16 protein-coding genes are annotated in these 17,359 nt (G+C 69.1%); 11 read left to right on the top strand and 5 right to left on the bottom strand.

The genetic code is table 11. The features are described from left to right. The first annotated feature begins 8 nt into the window (after positions 1–8). Entirely contained in the window at positions 9–1,127 is a 1,119-nt protein-coding gene (locus tag BST42_RS16970) for a M24 family metallopeptidase (protein ID WP_083120476.1), read from the top strand. On the opposite strand, the gene BST42_RS16975 is transcribed toward BST42_RS16970, so the two are convergent. Beyond that, the gene (locus BST42_RS16975; protein WP_083120477.1) at positions 1,124–1,537 is read right to left on the bottom strand and encodes a F420-dependent biliverdin reductase; all 414 of its coding nucleotides are present in this window, start codon (positions 1,535–1,537) and stop codon (positions 1,124–1,126) included. The genes BST42_RS16970 and BST42_RS16975 overlap by 4 nt on opposite strands. A gap of 36 nt (positions 1,538–1,573) precedes the next feature. On the opposite strand from BST42_RS16975, the gene BST42_RS16980 reads away from it, so the two are divergent. The 4 genes from BST42_RS16980 to BST42_RS16995 are packed head-to-tail and all read left to right on the top strand — an operon-like array spanning position 1,574 to position 4,969. Next, positions 1,574–2,323: an SDR family NAD(P)-dependent oxidoreductase gene (locus BST42_RS16980; protein WP_083120478.1), complete on the top strand. Its 750-nt coding sequence runs from the start codon at positions 1,574–1,576 to the stop codon at positions 2,321–2,323. Next, positions 2,320–3,495: a precorrin-6y C5,15-methyltransferase (decarboxylating) subunit CbiE gene (gene cbiE / locus BST42_RS16985; protein WP_083120532.1), complete on the top strand. Its 1,176-nt coding sequence runs from the start codon at positions 2,320–2,322 to the stop codon at positions 3,493–3,495. The genes BST42_RS16980 and cbiE overlap by 4 nt, the downstream gene beginning before the upstream one ends. Further along, on the top strand, positions 3,492–4,247 hold the full coding sequence (gene cobM, locus BST42_RS16990; protein ID WP_083120479.1) for a precorrin-4 C(11)-methyltransferase: 756 nt from the start codon (positions 3,492–3,494) through the stop codon (positions 4,245–4,247). The genes cbiE and cobM overlap by 4 nt, the downstream gene beginning before the upstream one ends. Continuing rightward, a complete protein-coding gene (locus BST42_RS16995) occupies positions 4,247–4,969 on the top strand; it encodes a cobalt-precorrin-6A reductase (RefSeq protein WP_083120480.1) in 723 nt (240 codons plus the stop codon). Before cobM ends, BST42_RS16995 begins: the two co-directional genes overlap by 1 nt. On the opposite strand, the gene BST42_RS17000 is transcribed toward BST42_RS16995, so the two are convergent. The 4 genes from BST42_RS17000 to cobG all read right to left on the bottom strand — a co-directional run bounded on the left by BST42_RS17000 (position 4,966) and on the right by cobG (position 9,599). Then, positions 4,966–6,309, bottom strand: a complete 1,344-nt coding sequence (locus tag BST42_RS17000) for an HNH endonuclease signature motif containing protein (protein WP_083120481.1) — start codon at positions 6,307–6,309, stop codon at positions 4,966–4,968. The two genes, BST42_RS16995 and BST42_RS17000, sit on opposite strands and share 4 nt — an antisense overlap. Before the next feature lie 74 nt (positions 6,310–6,383). Then, positions 6,384–7,838, bottom strand: coding sequence for a precorrin-2 C(20)-methyltransferase (locus BST42_RS17005; RefSeq protein ID WP_083120482.1), 1,455 nt, complete (start codon positions 7,836–7,838; stop codon positions 6,384–6,386). Beyond that, on the bottom strand, positions 7,835–8,461 hold the full coding sequence (locus BST42_RS17010; RefSeq protein ID WP_083120483.1) for a precorrin-8X methylmutase: 627 nt from the start codon (positions 8,459–8,461) through the stop codon (positions 7,835–7,837). Before BST42_RS17010 ends, BST42_RS17005 begins: the two co-directional genes overlap by 4 nt. 16 nt (positions 8,462–8,477) lie before the next feature. Continuing rightward, positions 8,478–9,599, bottom strand: coding sequence for a precorrin-3B synthase (cobG, locus tag BST42_RS17015; protein WP_083120484.1), 1,122 nt, complete (start codon positions 9,597–9,599; stop codon positions 8,478–8,480). 30 nt (positions 9,600–9,629) lie between these two features. Here cobG and BST42_RS17020 point away from each other — a divergent pair, with 30 nt between their 5' ends. From BST42_RS17020 to cobN, 6 genes are all read left to right on the top strand, one after another. Further along, positions 9,630–10,580, top strand: coding sequence for a DUF4129 domain-containing protein (locus BST42_RS17020; protein WP_083120485.1), 951 nt, complete (start codon positions 9,630–9,632; stop codon positions 10,578–10,580). Continuing rightward, entirely contained in the window at positions 10,577–11,053 is a 477-nt protein-coding gene (locus BST42_RS17025) for a hypothetical protein (protein WP_083120486.1), read from the top strand. Before BST42_RS17020 ends, BST42_RS17025 begins: the two co-directional genes overlap by 4 nt. Continuing rightward, a complete protein-coding gene (locus BST42_RS17030) occupies positions 11,050–12,012 on the top strand; it encodes an AAA family ATPase (RefSeq protein WP_083120487.1) in 963 nt (320 codons plus the stop codon). The genes BST42_RS17025 and BST42_RS17030 overlap by 4 nt, the downstream gene beginning before the upstream one ends. Continuing rightward, positions 12,012–13,253 carry a DUF58 domain-containing protein gene (locus BST42_RS17035; RefSeq protein WP_083120488.1) on the top strand — a complete coding sequence of 414 codons (1,242 nt, stop codon included), beginning with the start codon at positions 12,012–12,014 and terminating at the stop codon, positions 13,251–13,253. Before BST42_RS17030 ends, BST42_RS17035 begins: the two co-directional genes overlap by 1 nt. Beyond that, positions 13,250–13,720 (top strand): hypothetical protein, encoded by a 471-nt coding sequence (locus tag BST42_RS17040; protein ID WP_207569521.1) that lies wholly within the window; start codon positions 13,250–13,252, stop codon positions 13,718–13,720. Before BST42_RS17035 ends, BST42_RS17040 begins: the two co-directional genes overlap by 4 nt. A gap of 78 nt (positions 13,721–13,798) precedes the next feature. Beyond that, entirely contained in the window at positions 13,799–17,356 is a 3,558-nt protein-coding gene (cobN, locus tag BST42_RS17045) for a cobaltochelatase subunit CobN (RefSeq protein WP_237159478.1), read from the top strand. The last annotated feature ends 3 nt before the right edge of the window (positions 17,357–17,359 follow it).

Genomic DNA, 17,359 nt, shown 5'->3' on the forward strand with positions numbered 1-17,359 from the left:
CTGGCTGCATGACCGACCGTTTCAACAGCGACGTCTACGCCCACCGGCTCGCCGCCGCCGCAGCCGCGGCCTCTGCCGCCGGGGTGGCGGGGCTGGTGATCACCCCGGGATACGACCTGCGATACCTGGTCGGCTCGGCGGCGCAGACCTTCGAACGGCTGACCGCCTTGGTAGTACCGGCGACCGGCGCGCCGACCGTGGTGGTGCCACGTCTGGAGTTGGCCTCGCTCAAGGACTCCGCAATCCTCGAACTCGGCCTGAGCGTGCAGGATTGGGTCGACGGGGACGATCCCTACGATCTGGTGGCGGCCGCGCTCGGGGGACATGCCCGCATCGCGGTGACCGACTCGATGCCCGCACTGCACCTGTTACCGCTGGCCGAACGGCTCGGCGCGGTCCCGATGCTCGCCACGGAGGTGTTGCGGTCGCTGCGGATGATCAAGGATCCGGCTGAGATCGACGCACTGCGCAAGGCGGGCGCGGCGATCGACCGGGTGCACGCGCGGGTGCCGGAGTTCCTGAAGCCCGGCCGCACCGAGGCCGAGGTCGCCGCGGACATCGCTGAATCCATTGTGGCCGAGGGTCATTCAGCGGTGGCGTTCATCATCGTCGGTTCCGGCCCGCATGGCGCCGACCCACACCACGAACAGTCCGACCGGGTCCTGCAGGCCGGCGACATCGTCGTCGTCGACATCGGCGGCCCGTACGCGCCCGGCTACAACTCGGACTGCACCCGGACCTACAGCCTCGGTGAACCCAGCGCCGAGGTCGCCGAACAGTACGCGGTGCTGCAGAGCGCGCAGGCCGCCGCGGTTGCGGCGGTGCGTCCCGGCGTGACGGCCGAGCAGGTCGACGCCGCCGCCCGCGACGTGCTCGCGCAGGCCGGGCTGGCCGAGTATTTCGTGCACCGCACGGGGCACGGGATCGGACTGTCGGTTCACGAGGAGCCTTACATCGTTGCGGGCAACGACCTGCCGTTGGCGGAGGGAATGGCGTTCTCGGTCGAGCCGGGCATCTACTTTCCCGGGCAATGGGGAGCGCGCATCGAAGACATCGTCATCGTCACCGGTGACGGGGCCGAACCGGTGAACGCGGGCCCACACGAGCTGACGGTAGTGCCGGTCTAAACCTTCGTGTGGTCCAGCAGACCCGAGGAGCCCAGCACCCGGGTGATGTGCACCTCGATCACGACGCGCTTGGGATTCACGCGGGGAGTGCGGTAGCGCTGGGCGTAACGCAGTTCGGCGTCGCGGACCGCGGCGGGATCCCGGTTGACGCTCGCCTGGCCCTCCAGGGACAGCCAGCGGGCGCCGTCGACCTGAGACAGCACACCAACGCCCGACCGCTCGGCGTTGATCGCCTTCTGCGAGCCGTCGCTGGTGATGACCCGGGCAATGTGGGTCTTGGGATCGAAGGTGAAGCCGACCGCCACCACGTGCGGTGAGTTGTCGGCGCGCAGTGTCGTCAGCATCGCGAGGTGGCGTTCGGTGAGGAATGCCAGCGCATCGCTGGTCAGTCGGGTCGTTGAGTTCGCCATCAACGTCCACGCTAGCGCAGTGAATAATCTCGGAGTGTGAGTGACACGGGGGCCGGTCCGGTCGTGATCTTCGGCGGCCGCAGCGAGATCGGCGTTGAGCTCGCGCAGCGGCTGGCGCCCGGTGCCACCGTGGTGCTGGCGGCGCGGCGCGCCGATCAGCTCGACGAGCAGGTCAACGTGCTGCGTGAGGCCGGCGCCATCGCGGTGCACACCGTCGAGTTCGACGCCGACGACCTGGCGGCGCACGGTGCGGTGATTCAGCGGCTGGTGGTCGAATACGGCCCGATCGGCACAGCCGTCCTGGCGTTCGGGATCCTGGGCGAACAGGCCCGCGCCGAAGCCGACGCTGCGCACGCCGTCGCGGTGGTGCACACCGACTACGTCGCGCAGGTGAGCCTGCTGACGCAGCTTTCCGTGGCGATGCGCGCCGCTGACCGGGGGTCCTTGGTGGTGTTCTCGTCTATCGCCGGGGTGCGAGGTCGCCGCGCCAATTACGTGTACGGCTCGGCCAAAGCCGGCCTGGACGCCTTCGCGTCCGGGCTGGCTGACGCGCTGCACGGCAGCGGGGTGCACCTGTTGCTCGTGCGGCCGGGGTTTGTGATCGGCAGGATGACCGAGGGTATGGAGCCCGCGCCACTGTCCACCACGCCCGCCAAGGTCGCTGACGCGGTGGCCCGGGCCCTGCGCAGCGGGCGTCGCGAGGTGTGGGTGCCGGCGCCTCTTGCGTTGCTGGCGTTCGCGTTTCGGATGATGCCTCGATTCGTGTGGCGGAGGTTGCCGCGATGATCACAGTGGTCGGGATCGGTGCCGACGGCATGGCCGGTCTGGTGCCGGCGGCCGGCGCCGAATTACGCAGGGCCATCGTGATTTACGGTGCCAAGCGTCAGCTCGATCTGCTCGACGAGTCAGTCACCGCGGAACGTCGGGAGTGGGGTAAGCCATTTCTGGACGGATTGCGTGCGGTCCGGGACTTCGATGGTGACGTGCACGTCGTGGCCAGTGGTGATCCGATGCTGCACGGCGTCGGTGCCTCGCTGATCCGAGTGTGCGGGGCGGACCGGGTGCGGGTGTTGCCGCATGTGTCGAGCGTGACGCTGGCCTGCGCCCGGCTCGGCTGGTCGGTCCAGGACACCGAGGTGATCAGCCTGATGCTGGACATCCCGGCAGCGGCTGTGCGCCGAGGGGGCCGCGCGGTTGTGCTCACCCGCGACGGTCATGGCCCGGCGCAGCTGGCTTGCCTGCTGACCGAAACTGGCAGGGGTGAGTCCACATTGACTGTTTTCGAGCAGCTTGGCGGCCCCGCCGAACGACGTCGCACCGGCACCGCGCACGACTGGGTCACCAACCCACCTGACGACGTCGACGATCTGAATGTCGTTGCGGTGGAATACCTACCCGATCAGCGTCAGATGTCCGTCCTGCCGGATGCTGCCTTCGCACACGATGGGCAGATCACCAAGCAGGCGATGCGCGCGGTCACCCTGGCCGCGCTGGCACCCCGGCCAGGCGAGTTGTTATGGGATGTCGGATCCGGTTCGGGCAGCATCGCCATCGAGTGGTGCCGCAGCGGGCCGGGTTGTCGCGCGACAGCCTTCGAGCGCGTCGCTGAGCGCCGCGAACGAATCGAGCTCAATGCGCTGGCGTTCGGTGTGCACGTCGAGGTGGCCTTTGATGCCCCCGCCATGTTCGACACAGTGCCGGCGCCGGACGTGATCTTCGTCGGAGGCGGAGTCAGCCAGCCAGGCCTGATGGATGAGTGTTGGAAATATCTACCTGTCGGCGGGCGGCTCGTCGCCAACGCCGTCACCGTCGAATCCGAAGCGCTTCTCGCGCAGTGGCATTCCAAGGTGGGCGGCGAACTCCGGAAGTTTCAGCACTACAAGGGCGAACCCGTGGGCGGCTTTACCGGCTGGCGACCGGCCATGCCCGTCACGCAGTGGGTGGTGACCAAGCAGTGACCGTGTATTTCATCGGCGCCGGACCGGGAGCGGCTGACCTGATCACCGTGCGCGGGCAGCGGCTGCTGCAGCGCTGCCCGGTGTGCCTCTACGCCGGCTCGATCATGCCCGACGATCTGCTGGCGCTGTGCCCACCTGACGCAAAGGTGGTCGACACCGGCCCGCTCACCCTGGATCAGATCATCGCCGAGCTGGCCGACGCCAACTCCGCCGGGCTCGACGTGGCGCGGCTGCACTCCGGTGACCCGGCGATCTACAGCGCGCTTGCCGAGCAGTGCCGTCACCTCGACGCGCTCGGCATCGGCTACGAAATCGTCCCCGGCGTACCGGCATTCGCGGCGGCCGCCGCGGCACTCGGCCGGGAATTGACGGTGCCCGGCGTGGCGCAGACCGTGACGTTGAGCCGGGTGTCCACGCTGTCCACCGCGATGCCCGACGGCGAAGACCTTGTCACGCTGAGTAAACCCGGCGCGACGCTGGTACTGCACCTGGCCGCGCACCGGATCGATGCGATCGTGCCGCAATTGCTGGAGGGTGGATACCGTGCCGACACTCCCGTCGCCGTGGTGGCCTTCGCCAGCTGGCCGCAGGAAGTCGTCCTGCGCGGCACGCTGGCCGACATCGCCGAGCAGATGCACGACGCGCAGATCACCAAGACCGCGGTGATCATCGTCGGAGAGGTCCTTGCCGCCGAGGGATTTACCGACAGTTACCTGTACTCCTCGGGCCGCACCCGCGGCAGCAGGCACTGATGCGCATTCTGCTGCTCGGCGGCACGGGGGAGGCACGGGCGTTGGCGGCCCGGTTGCACCCGGCACGGGACATCGTCAGCTCATTGGCCGGCCGGGTGCCCGACCCCGCGCTGCCGGTCGGACCGGTCCGCATCGGCGGCTTCGGCGGAGTGGACGGTCTGCGACAGTGGCTGCGTGACAACGACATCGGGGCTGTCGTCGATGCCACGCATCCGTTCGCCGCCACCATCACCGCACACGCCGCCACGACATGTGCCGAACTGGGTATGCCGCACCTGGTGCTGTCCCGCCCAGCGTGGGATCCGGCAGGCGCTGTGCGGGTGGCCTCCGACACCGACGCCGCCGCTTTCATCGCCGAGCGGGGTTTTTTACGAGTGTTTCTCACCACCGGCCGCTCCGGGGTGAGGCCGTTCACCGGCAGCGAGGCGTGGTTCCTGATCCGGGTGGTAACACCGCCCGATACCGACGTGCTGCCGCGCAATCATGAGGTGCTGCTGTCCCGCGGTCCGTACGGCTACGACGACGAGTGCACGCTGTTGCGGGACAACAGAATCGACGTGCTGGTTACCAAGAACAGCGGGGGAGCGCTCACCGAGGCCAAACTTGCCGCCGCCAAGGACCTCGGGGTGACGGTCGTGATGATCGAGCGTCCGCCACTACCGCCGGGAGTGACGGCGGTGGGCACCGTGGATGAAGCCGTGACCTGGGTTGCCGGCCTCTAGCAGAGAAGCTCCTCGGGGTGGTGGTAAAGGTTGATCCGCGTCTGACCTCGGTCGAGATGTGGTGGCGGAATCCATTCGGTCCTGTTGTCCCGTCTTCGTTTTCGGGTGGTCCAGCCGACGGGTCCGTTATTGACCATGCGGTTGTCACAGCCACAGGCCAGGGTGAGTTCGTTGATGTCGGTCTTGCCGCCGAGGGCGAAGTCGCGGACGGCATGGTGGACTTGGCTGTGGTAGGCGGGTGCGGTGCAACCCGGTTTGGTGCAACCCCTCTCGATCGCATAGAGGGCGAGGCGTTGCCCGGGACTGGCGGTTCGGCGGGTGCGCCCGTAATAGAGCTTGATTTCTCGCGGTGATTCGAACACGGTCAGATAGGGGTGTGCGCGGGCAGCCAACCGGATGACCGTCGACATGGGCAGGTAGGTGCCGCCGCCGGTGTGGGCCAGCCCGGTGGCCGAGGTCAGCTGTTCCAGCGTGGCGGTGGCGACGATCGTGACCGGCAGGCCATTGTGTTGACCGAGCTGTCCAGAAGAGAGCATCGCCATACACACGGTCTTGAGTGCGTCATGGGTGCGCTGGGCAGCCGATCGCATGTCACCGGTGATCTGGTGCTCCCTGGGTGTGCCGTCAACGCAGGGTGTTTCGTCGTCCGGGTTGCAGTAACCCGGGGCGGCGAGCTTCGCGTTGGTGGCGTCCAGAGCCGCTCGCAATTCCGGATCCGCCCAGCCGGAAACCCTGCTCATACCGTCGACTTGTTGCGGACCGACGACGATCCCGCGTTTGCGGGCCTGGTCGCGCTCGTCGTCGAGGATGCCGTCCTGGTTGATCATCGCCATCAGCTGGCGAGCGAGTGTGCGCAGTGCCTCCGGAGTGAGTCCGCCGGCCAGCCCGCCTAGTTGGGCTTCGGCGTGCTCGCGGGTTGCCCCGTCGACCGCTGCGGGTAGGTGATCCATGAAAGACCGAATCACTGCCACATGGTCGGCGCCTATCTCGCCACGACCTTGGGCGGCCGCGGTAGCGGGCAGAGCCGGTGGAAGTGCTTCTCCGGTAAGGGATTGCCGCGGTCCAAGCTCGGCGGCATCGGTCAGCCGGCGGGTGGCGTCGGTGCTGCTGATGCCGAGGCGGTGGGTCAGGACTGCACGCCAGGACTTGGCACCCATATCGACAGCTGAGGTCTGTGACTGGAGCTGCGTCAGGACAGTGTGTTCCACCGCGGGCAGTAGTCGGCGTAGCCGCTCGACGCGTTCGAGCGCGGTCAACAATTCGGGTGCCGGTATGTCCGTCGCCGAGTGCGCCGCCACCTTGTCCCAGGCGATCAGCACGTCGTCCAGCAACTCGATCATTCTTCGAACACTAGTTCGATGCCCCGACGGATTCCGTCCGATTGTGACGGCTGTGATCGATGAGCCTAAAGAAATTACTGGGGATAGCGCCGCGGTGTGAACACCGAGTCGCCGTACCACTGCGTCTGCGACGAGCCGATGATCAGTAGGCATCGCATGTCGACATCCGCGGGGTCCAGGTCGCCGAGCGGCACGACCTTCACCGACTCGTGCGGTCCGGCAACGTCGCGGCCGATCACCACGGGCGTGCCCGGTTCGCGGTGCTCCAGCAGCAGATCGCGCATCGCGGCGACCTGCCAGGTGCGGCTCTTGGAGGCCGGGTTGTAGATCGCCAGCACCAGATCCGCCTTCGCCGCCGCCGACAGCCGGTCGACGATCACATCCCATGGCTTGAGCCGGTCGGACAGCGAGATCACCGCGTAGTCATGGCCCAGTGGCGCACCGACCCGGCTGGCGACGGCCTGGGCGGCCGTCATCGCCGGAATCACCCGCACGGACACGTTCGGCCACTGCTTGGCCTCTTCCAACACCGCGGTGGCCATCGCGAACACGCCCGGGTCGCCGGAAGAGACCACCGCGACCGCATGTCCCTGCTCGGCGAGCTGACACGCCAGGCGAGCCCGCTCGGGTTCGTCGGTGTTGTCGCTGGGGTGACGACGTTGCCCGGCGCGAGCCGGGACCCGGTCCAGGTAGGGGCCATAGCCGATGAGATCGGTGGCCGTCGCCAGCTCGCGGCGGCTCTGCGGCGTCATCCAGTCGACGTCACCGGGGCCCAGACCCACCACCGAGACACCGCCGGCGACCGGCTTGGCCTGCTGGCCGCCCGGCAGGATCGCCAGCGAGAAGTACGGCACCGACTCGGCCTCGACCTCGCCGGCGGGCAGCACGCGTTGGGCGTCGGTGCTGGCTCGCTCGACGTAGAACGCCTCGTCCAGGCGGCCTGCCATCGAAAGCGCCTCCCGCACTTGCGGATACGTGCGACCGAGCTTCATCACCACAGCCGCGTCGGCGTCGGCGAGGCGGCGGGCCAGCTCACGTACCGGCATCGTCCCGGGCAGCACCGACAGCACCTCGTCGCCGGTCACCAGGGGAGTCGAGATGGCGGCCGAGGCCGCGCTCACCGACGTCACACCGGGAATGATCACCGCATCGAACCGCTCGGTCAGCCGGGTGTGCATGTGCATGTAGGAGCTGTAGAACAGCGGATCGCCCTCCGCGAGCAGCGCGACATCGCGCCCGGCGTCGAGGTGGGCGGCGATCCGCTCGGCCGCCTCGCGATAGAAGTCCTCCATCGCGCCGGCGTAGCCGCCCGGATGCTCGGTGGTTTCGGTCGTCACCGGATAGACCAAGTGCTCTTCGATCTGGCCGTCCCGGAGGTACGGCTCGGCGATGCGCCGCGCGATGCTGCGGCCGTGCCGCGCGCTGTGATAGGCCACCACGTCGGCCGCGCCGATGATCCGGGCGGCCTTGACCGTCACCAGCTCCGGATCGCCCGGGCCGAGGCCGACGCCGTACAGAGTGCCCGTCATTCGCGTTCGCTCGCGATCGCATTCACCGCGGCCGCAGCCATCGCGCTGCCACCGCGACGGCCCTGCACCACGAGGTACTCCATTCCGCGCGGCCGATCGATCAGCTCCTGCTTGGACTGCGCCGAGCCGACAAATCCGACCGGTCCGCCGAGCACCGACACCGGGGCGGGCACGCCGTCGTCGATAAGCTCCAGCAGCCGGAACAGCGCCGTCGGCGCGTTCCCGATGGCGACGACGGCGCCGGCCATCCGGTCGGCCCACAGCTCGACGCCGGCGGCCGAGCGGGTGTTTCCGGTGCGCTGGGCCAGCTCGGGGGCCCGCGGATCGGCCACCAGTGACACCACCTGATTGCCTGCGGGCAGTCGAGCGGCGGTGATCCCCGCCGCGACCATCGACGAGTCGCACAGGATCGGCGCCCCGGCCAGCAGGGCGGTGTGCGTCGCGCTGACCACGCCGGGGGTGAACGCCACATGCTCGGCCACATCGACCTGACCGCAGGTATGGATCAACCGGACGACCGCTCGCGCCACATCTTCGGGAAACGCCGACAGATCGGCTTCGGCGCGAATTGTCGCGAACGACTGCCGATAGATCTCGGTGGCGTCGCGAATGTAGTCGAGCACGCGATCACCCTACGGCCTACCGCGACGCGGGCCGGAACCCCTCTGCCGTCGCCACGAACACCTGACCAGCCGGGGGACTGCCGCACGCCCGCTCGCATCCCACGTAGTGAGCGTGGCCGCGGGGCAGGCGCGTGTCGTCTTCGAGCGCCACCCGGGCGGCCTCCGCGCGCACGTCGGCCCGCGACTTCTCACACCCCGGGCTGCCCACGCAGGCGCTGATGTCCAGCCACGGCGAGTTCTCGTCGAACACCAGGCCCATCGGCGCCAGTACTCGCAGCGCCGTGTCGGCCACCCCTTCGTCCAGGTCGCAGACCAGCAGCGAGCGCCACGGCGTGACGATGACCGGCGCGTCGATCGCCGCCACGAACTCCGCTTGCCGGGATTGCAGGACGCCGAGGGGGATCGCTCCGCCCAGCGTCACCCGGCCGTCGTCCTGTGCGATCCAGCCGACTGGCGGGCGCAGCACAGGCGGATATTCCGCTCCGGGCACCGCCGTCGGGGAGAAACCCGCAAGCAGCGGCGACGGATCATCCAATTCGGCCACCCGCCAAGCGGTTCCGCGAATCTCGACGAATCGCCGCGCAATCGTGATCAACGTCGGCACCGCGTCACCGGGGGCCACCCGCACCCCGGTGTCGCGGCCGGCCAGCAGCACCGCGACGCCATCAGCGTGCACGTGGACGCCGGCGTCGGCGGCCAATCCGGAGATGTCGCCGCGGCCGTCGTCGAGGCCGAACAGGAACCTGCCCGGTAAGCGAGCCAGCTCCGCATCGGCCTGAATGGCGAGATCCAGTTCGGTCACCCACGGCCGCACGTCGGCCACGCCGCCGACCCGACCGGACAGCGGCGAGGCGACGATATTGCGCACCCGTTCGTGTGTCGGCGAGGGCAGCAGACCGGCGGCGGCCGACGCGTCGGCGACCGCCGTCGTATCCCGTACCCCGCGGAGCTGCAGATTGCCGCGCGCCGTGAGTTCCAGAGTGCCGTTGCCGAACTCGACGGCCGTGTGCGCCAGCGCTTCCAACTGTCGTGCGGCGATCATCCCCCCGGGCAGCCGCAGGCGGGCCAGCGCGCCGTCCGCCGCCTGGTGCACCTGCAGCGCACCCGGGCAGGCGTCGTCGTCACGCAAACGCTTCACCCGTCCACCGTACGGGCGTATGTTCGGGCCATGGCGACGGCTGCCGTACACCGGGCGGCCGCACTGATCGCGCTGGTCCTGTTGCTCGGTATCGCGTTGCGCGGGCACCTGCCGGATGCGCCGCGGTCGCCGCGGACCCAGCCGCCGACGAGCGGCACCGGCGGCCTGCTCGCACTTCTGACCCTGGTGCTCGCCTGCCTGCTGGTGATCATCGTCGCGATCGTGGCGAAGTTGCGCGATCCGCAGCGCGCCAAGCAGGCCGCGCGGACCCATGTCCCCGGCGGCGGTGGCGGGGTAGGTGTGCGACGAAGCTGGCGCTTCGTGCTGGTCGTCGCCGCCGCGCTACTGGCGTGGTTGATGGTGGCTGCACTGTTGGCCCAGCTGCGCCTGCCGCAGCTGAGTGGTGGTCCGCCACCGGCGCAGCCCGTCGCCACACCCACCGGCACCGCACCGCCCGGCCAGGCCGCCGCACCGTCGCCGCCACCGGAAAACGAACCCGCCGACCCGCTCTTCTGGTATCTGCTGGCGGCTTTCGCGGCCCTGCTGCTTGTCACGCTCATCGGCGCGATCGTGCTGCGGGCTCGCGACCGACGGCGGGAGCCGGCGCCGCCGCCATCCGACGACACACCGCACGATGCGGCGCCGTCCGGACCCGGATCGCTCGCGCTGGCCGCCGAGCGCGGCCTGGCGGAAGTCGGCGACCTCAGCCGTGAACCGCGAGAGGCCATCATCGCGTGTTACGCGGCAATGGAACACGCACTGGCCAATGCCCCCGGCGCAGCCCCGCAGGAGTCGGACACCCCGTCGGAGGTGCTGGCGCGTGCCGTCGAGCATGAGGCGATCCACGCGGGCAGCGCCACCGAACTGGTCGCCCTGTTCGCCGAGGCCCGGTTCTCCACCCACGTGATGAACGAGGGACACCGCGAAACCGCCGAACGGGCGCTTCGCCTGGTCCTCGGCGAGCTGCGGAGCCCGGTGTGATCCGGCTGGTGGGGGGCGGCCTGCTGCTGGTCGTGGCGGCGGAAGTGCTCGCGATCGTCCTGAGCGCCGGTCGGTGGATCATGCCGGTCGCGGGGCTCGCGGTAGCGGTGTTCCTCATCGCCGCCCGGCTGACTGTCGATGCGGCACAACGCCGTTCGGCGCCCGATCCACCGTCGGACGATCCCGCGGAAGCATTGTGGCGCTGGCGGTCGCGCACCGAATCGACGGTTCAGTGGGCGGATTCCACCCGGGAAGACTGGGACCGGCATCTGCGCCCGAAACTGGCCCGCGAGTTCGTGCTCGCCACCCGGCAACGGGATCCGGTGGCGCTCCAGGCGACCGGACGCATCGTGTTCGGCGACCAGTTGTGGCCCTGGGTTGATCCCAACAACGTCAAGCGAAACCGGAGCCGGGAGCCCGGACCCGGGTACGCCACCCTCGAGGAGATCCTGCGACGGATGGAAAACCTATGACCATGCCCGCCCCGGCGATGACCGCGTACTGCGAAGCGGTGCTCGACGAGATCGAGCAGGCGGTGGTCGGAAAACGCGCCGCCCTCACCCTGATCCTCACCACCGTGCTCGCCGGCGGGCACGTGCTGATCGAGGATCTGCCCGGCATGGGCAAGACGCTGATCGCCCGATCGTTCGCGGCGGCCCTCGGCCTGAGATTCACCCGCGTGCAGTTCACCCCGGACCTGCTGCCCGCCGACCTGTTGGGTTCGACGATCTACGACATGCAGTCCGGCCGCTTCGAGTTCCGCCCAGGCCCCATCTTCACCAATCTGCTGATGGCAGACGAGATCAACCGCACACCACCCAAGACGCAGGCGGCGCTGCTGGAGGCGATGGCCGAACGGCAGGTCAGCATCGACGGCCAAACCCACCGGCTGCCGGCCCCGTTCATCGTATTGGCCACCGACAACCCGATCGAGTACGAGGGCACCTACCCGTTGCCGGAAGCCCAGCTGGATCGGTTCGCGGTGAAGGTGGCATTGAAGTATCTGTCCGAGACGGAGGAAGCGTCGATGTTGCGACGTCGCCTGGATCGCGGCTCCGCCGAGGCGACCGTCAACCAGGTGGTGGACGCCGAAAATCTCTTGGCCATGCGCGAATTGGTGGAACAGGTGTCGGTGCACGACGACGTTCTGCGCTATGTGGTCTCGCTGGCGACGGCCACCCGCAGTCATCCCCAGGTGGCTGTCGGCGCCAGTCCGCGCGCCGAACTCGACCTCGTCCAACTGGCTCGCGCCCGGGCTCTGGTGTCGGGCCGCGACTACGTGATCCCCGAAGACGTCAAGGCGCTGGCGGTCCCCGCGATCGCCCACCGGATCAGTCTGCGACCGGAAATGTGGGTCCGCAGCGTGCACGGATCCGACGTCGTCGAACAACTTCTCCGACGCCTGCCGGTTCCCCGGGCAAGCGGACACTGATGGACAGCACCCGTTCGGTTGATGCCGTATTGCATTGGCGGGCATCAGCATTGACGCGGGCGCTGGTGACCTGTGTCAGTGTGGCGCTGGCCGTGGCGGTGATCGCGTCGCGCTGGCAGCTGATCGCATTCGTGGCACCGATGCTGGGGGTGCTCGCCTCGATCAGTTGGCAGCGCAGACCGGTGTCGGTGTCTGTCATCGGCCGCCCGGCGCTGACCCGGTGCTTCGAGAACGAGCCGGTACAACTCAGCGCTGAGCTGAGCGAGGGCAGTGCCGGTGCAACATTGGCACTCGACGCGGTGCCCGGTCTGCAGACCGAGCCGATCACGGCGGACGGCAGGCGCGCGACGGTATCCGCCACGGCCGGGCGGTGGGGCCACTACCCGCTGCGAACCCGGCTCCGGCTCGACGCGGCCGGTGGACTGCTCACCGGCACCGCCACCGTCGACGCGGCCGACCTGTTCGTCTTCCCGGTCGCGCCCCCGCAACCGACCGGCATTCCGCGTACCGAGCTGCCCGACCGGCTGGGCACCCACCTGACCCGCCACATCGGTCCGGGCGTCGAGTTCGCCGAGATTCGCCCCTACCTGCCGGGGGATCAGCTCCGCACGGTCAATTGGGCGGTCAGCGCTCGTCGCGGCAGCTTGCACGTCACCGAACGGCTGACGGATCGGGCGGCCGACGTCGTGGTGCTCGTCGACATGAGTGCGCAACCCGCAGGCCCGGCCACCGCGGTCACCGAACGGGCGTTGCGCGGCGCGACACAGGTGGTGCAGACCGCGCTGCGCAATGGCGACCGGGCCGGCATCGTCGGGCTTGGGGGCCGCCGGCCACGCTGGCTCGGTGCCGATATCGGCCGGCGCCAGTTCTACCGGGTGCTCGACGCCGCACTCGGTGTGGGCAGCGAATATCAGCAGACCGCAGGCACTTTGGCGCCACGGGCGGCGGTCCCGCCGGGCGCCGTCGTGGTGGCGTTCTCGACGTTGCTCGACACCGAGTTCGCGCTGGCACTGATCGACCTGTGCAAACGCGGACACACGGTGGTGGCGGTCGACGTGCTCGAAGGTTGGCCCTTCGCCGACGACGACCAGCCGCTTCTGCAGCGGATGTGGGCGTTGCAGCGGTCGTCGATGTACCGCGACATGCGGGTCATCGGCGTCGACGTGGTGCCGTGGCCGGCCGAGGTCACCCTGGACCAGGCGATGAGCCTGGTGCCCGACCGTGGCCGGCGGTCGTCGTGACGGCGCGGCGGCTGGTGGCCGCACTGTTCGCAGCGGCGATGACCGCGGCGGCGGCGGTCGGTGCCGATACCCGCGGCCTTGCCGCCGCCGCGGTGGGGCTGATCGTCACCCTCGCCGGGCTGTATGTCCGCGCCGCGGCGACGGTGGCCGTGCTGGCGGCGGTGGCCGCTCTCGTGCTGACCGAGCCGCACCCGATGCTGGCCGCGACGTCGGGGGTGTGCGCGGCGGCGTATCTGGTGTTGACGTACGCCACCCTCACCCGGGCGTCGGCGGTCGGGATCGCCGGCTTCGCCGCGGCAGGGGCGCTGGCCACCACGGTGCCCGTCGACCTGCCCTGGCTGCCGCTGGTGGCGCCGGTGGCCGTGGTCGCCGCCGTCGCGGTGGTGCTGAGCCCGTTCGTCGATGGGTTCGATGGTCTCGACGGGCGCCCGCGACGTCCACCGTTGCGCTGGCCACGATCCCTATAGGGTGCGACCGCCGCCGTACGGTACGAATGGGGGGTGTCTAGCACCGTGTTGTTGCTGTCCACCTCGGACACCGACCTGATGACCGCCCGTGCCAGCGAAGCGGATTTTCTCCTGCGCAACCCGGCGCGACTGGTCGACGGCGAGCTCGCCGAACTCGTCCAGGCCGCCGATGTCGTGGTGATACGGATTCTCGGCGGCTACCGGGCCTGGCAGGACGGCATCGACGCGGTGGTGGCCAGTGGACGTCCGACCGTCGTCGTCAGCGGGGAACAGGCCCCCGACGCGGATCTGATGGAACGCTCCACGGTGCCCGCCGGAATCGCGATGCAAACCCACGTGTACCTCGCCCAGGGCGGCACGGAAAATATGCGGAACCTACATTCCTTCCTGTCCGACACCCTGCTGATGACCGGCTTCGGCTTCAACCCGCCGTCGGCCACCCCGGCCTGGGGTGTGCTCGAACCGCGCTGCGAGGGGTGCGACGGCTGCGGGTTGGAGCGTGCGACCGATCCCCGTCCCACGATCGCGGTGCTCTACTACCGCGCGCAGCAGCTGGCGGGCAATGTCGACTACATCCGCGCGATGTGTACGGCGATCAGGCAGGCCGGCGGTCGCCCGCTTCCGGTGTACTGCACCTCGCTGCGCACGCCCGAACCCGAACTGCTGGATCTACTCCGCACTGCCGACGCGATGGTCGTCACCGTGCTGGCCGCGGGCGGCGCCCGTCCGGCCACCGCGGGCGCAGGCCACGACGACGACAACTGGAACGTCAAACACCTTGCCGCCCTGGATGTCCCGATCCTGCAGGGGCTGTGCCTGACCAGTTCGCGCGCCACCTGGGCCGACAACGACGACGGGCTGAGCCCACTGGATGTCGCCACCCAGGTCGCGGTGCCCGAATTCGACGGCCGCATCATCACGGTTCCGTTCTCGTTCAAGGAGATCGACGAAGACGGCCTGATCTCGTATGTGCCGGACCCGGAGCGGTGCGCACGGGTGGCCGGCCTGGCCGTCAACTACGCCACCCTGCGCCGGGTCGCGCCGGCCGACAAGCGGTTGGCTCTGGTGTTCTCGGCTTATCCGACCAAGCATTCCCGGATCGGCAATGCGGTCGGTCTGGATACGCCGGCCAGCGCTGTCGCGCTGCTGCATGCGCTGCGCGACGCGGGGTACCAGATCGGTGACATCCCTGGCGTCGAGGCTTCCGACGGTGACGCGCTGATGCACGCACTGATCGAACGCGGCGGCCAGGACCCGGACTGGCTGACCGATGGTCAGCTGGCGGGCAACCCGATTCGCATTCCGGCTGCGCAATACCGGGACTGGTTCGCCGCCTTGCCCGCCGAGCTGACCGACGCGATGGTCGCCCACTGGGGGCCACCGCCCGGCGAGCTGTTCGTCGACCGCTCCCGCGATCCGGACGGCGAAATCGTCGTCGCCGCAATCCAATCCGGCAACATCGTGATCCTGGTTCAGCCACCGCGCGGATTCGGGGAGAACCCTGTCGCGATCTACCACGATCCCGACCTGCCGCCCAGCCATCACTATCTGGCCACCTATCTATGGGTGCGGCACGGCTTCGGCGCGCACGCCGCCGTGCACCTGGGTAAGCACGGCAACCTGGAATGGCTGCCCGGCAAGACGGTCGGCATGTCGGCGGCCTGCGGGCCGGACGCGGCGCTCGGCGACCTACCGCTGATCTACCCGTTCCTGGTCAACGACCCTGGGGAGGGCACCCAGGCCAAGCGCCGCGCCCACGCCACCCTGGTCGACCACCTGATCCCGCCGATGGCGCGAGCCGAAAGCTACGGCGACATCGCGCGCCTGGAACAGTTGCTCGACGAGCACGCCAACATCGCCGCACTCGACCCGGGCAAACTGCCTGCCATCCGCCAGCAGATCTGGACGCTGATGCGCGCGGCCAAGATGGACCACGATCTGGGCTTGGCCGAACGGCCCGAAGACGATTCGTTCGACGACATGCTGCTGCACGTCGACGGCTGGCTCTGCGAGATCAAGGATGTCCAGATCCGCGACGGGCTGCACATCCTCGGCGCCGCGCCTGCCGACGAGGCCCAACTCGACCTGGTGTTGGCCATCCTGCGTGCCCGGCAGCTGTTCGGCGGCGAACAGCACCTCCCGGGCCTGCGTCAGGCGCTCGGTTTGGCCGAAGACGGCAGCGCCGACCGCGGCGAGGTCGACGAAGCCGAGAAGCAGGCCCGCGCGCTGCTGGCCGGCCTGCAGGCCACCGGCTGGGACGCAGGCCGGGTCGGGGAGTTGACCGACGACGACGGTGTCGCGGCGATCCTGCGGTTCGCGGCGACCGAGGTGGTGCCGCGGCTGGCCGGTACGGCCAGTGAGATCACGCAGGTGCTGCGCGCACTGGACGGCCGGTTCATCCCGGCAGGGCCGTCGGGTTCGCCGTTGCGCGGTCTGGTCAACGTGCTACCCACCGGGCGCAACTTCTATTCGGTCGACCCGAAGGCCGTCCCGTCGCGGCTGGCGTGGGAAACCGGTGTCGCGATGGCGGATTCGTTGCTCGAGCGCTACCGCACCGACCACGGTGACTGGCCGGCGTCGGTCGGCTTGTCGGTGTGGGGCACCTCGGCGATGCGCACCTCGGGCGACGACATCGCCGAAGTGCTTGCGCTGCTCGGGGTCCGGCCGGTGTGGGACGACGCATCCCGGCGGGTCGTCGACCTGGAAGCCATCTCACTGTCCGAACTGGGCAGGCCGCGGATCGACGTGACCGTCCGGATCTCCGGCTTCTTCCGCGATGCCTTCCCGCACGTCGTGACGATGCTCGATGACGCGGTGCGGCTGGTGGCCGGCCTCGACGAGCCGAGCGAGCAGAACTTCGTCCGGGCCCATGCCCAGATCGATCTCGCTGAGCACGGTGATGAAAGACGCGCCACCACACGAATTTTCGGTTCCAAGCCGGGAACCTACGGGGCCGGTCTGCTGCAACTCATCGACAGCCGCAACTGGCGTGACGATACGGACCTGGCCGAGGTGTACACCGCCTGGGGCGGGTTCGCCTACGGCCGTGAACTCGACGGCCGGCCGGCCGCCGACGACATGTCCGCCCAGTACCGGCGAATCGTGGTGGCCGCCAAAAACACCGACTCGCGTGAGCACGACATTGCCGACTCCGACGACTACTTCCAGTACCACGGCGGCATGGTGGCGACAGTGCGGGCGTTGACCGGTACGGCCCCGGCCGCTTATATCGGCGACAACACCCGCCCGGACGCGGTGCGCACCCGCACGCTGTCGGAGGAAACCACCCGGGTGTTCCGGGCCCGGGTCGTCAACCCGCGCTGGATGGCCGCGATGCGCAGGCACGGTTACAAGGGTGCGTTCGAGATGGCCGCGACCGTGGACTACCTGTTCGGTTACGACGCCACCGCGGGCGTGATGGCCGACTGGATGTACGAGCAGCTCACCGAGTCCTACGTGCTGGATCCGGAGAACCGCAAGTTCATGAACGAGTCCAATCCCTGGGCGCTGCACGGGATGTCGGAGCGGCTGCTCGAGGCGGTCGGCCGCGGCATGTGGGAGAACCCGGACCCGGAAACCCTGAACAAATTGCGACAGGTTCTCTTGGAGACTGAGGGCGACCTCGAGGCGCGATAAGTT

This window comes from Mycolicibacterium rhodesiae (assembly GCF_002086695.1).
In the GTDB taxonomy this organism is placed as follows: Bacteria; Actinomycetota; Actinomycetes; order Mycobacteriales; family Mycobacteriaceae; genus Mycobacterium; species Mycobacterium rhodesiae.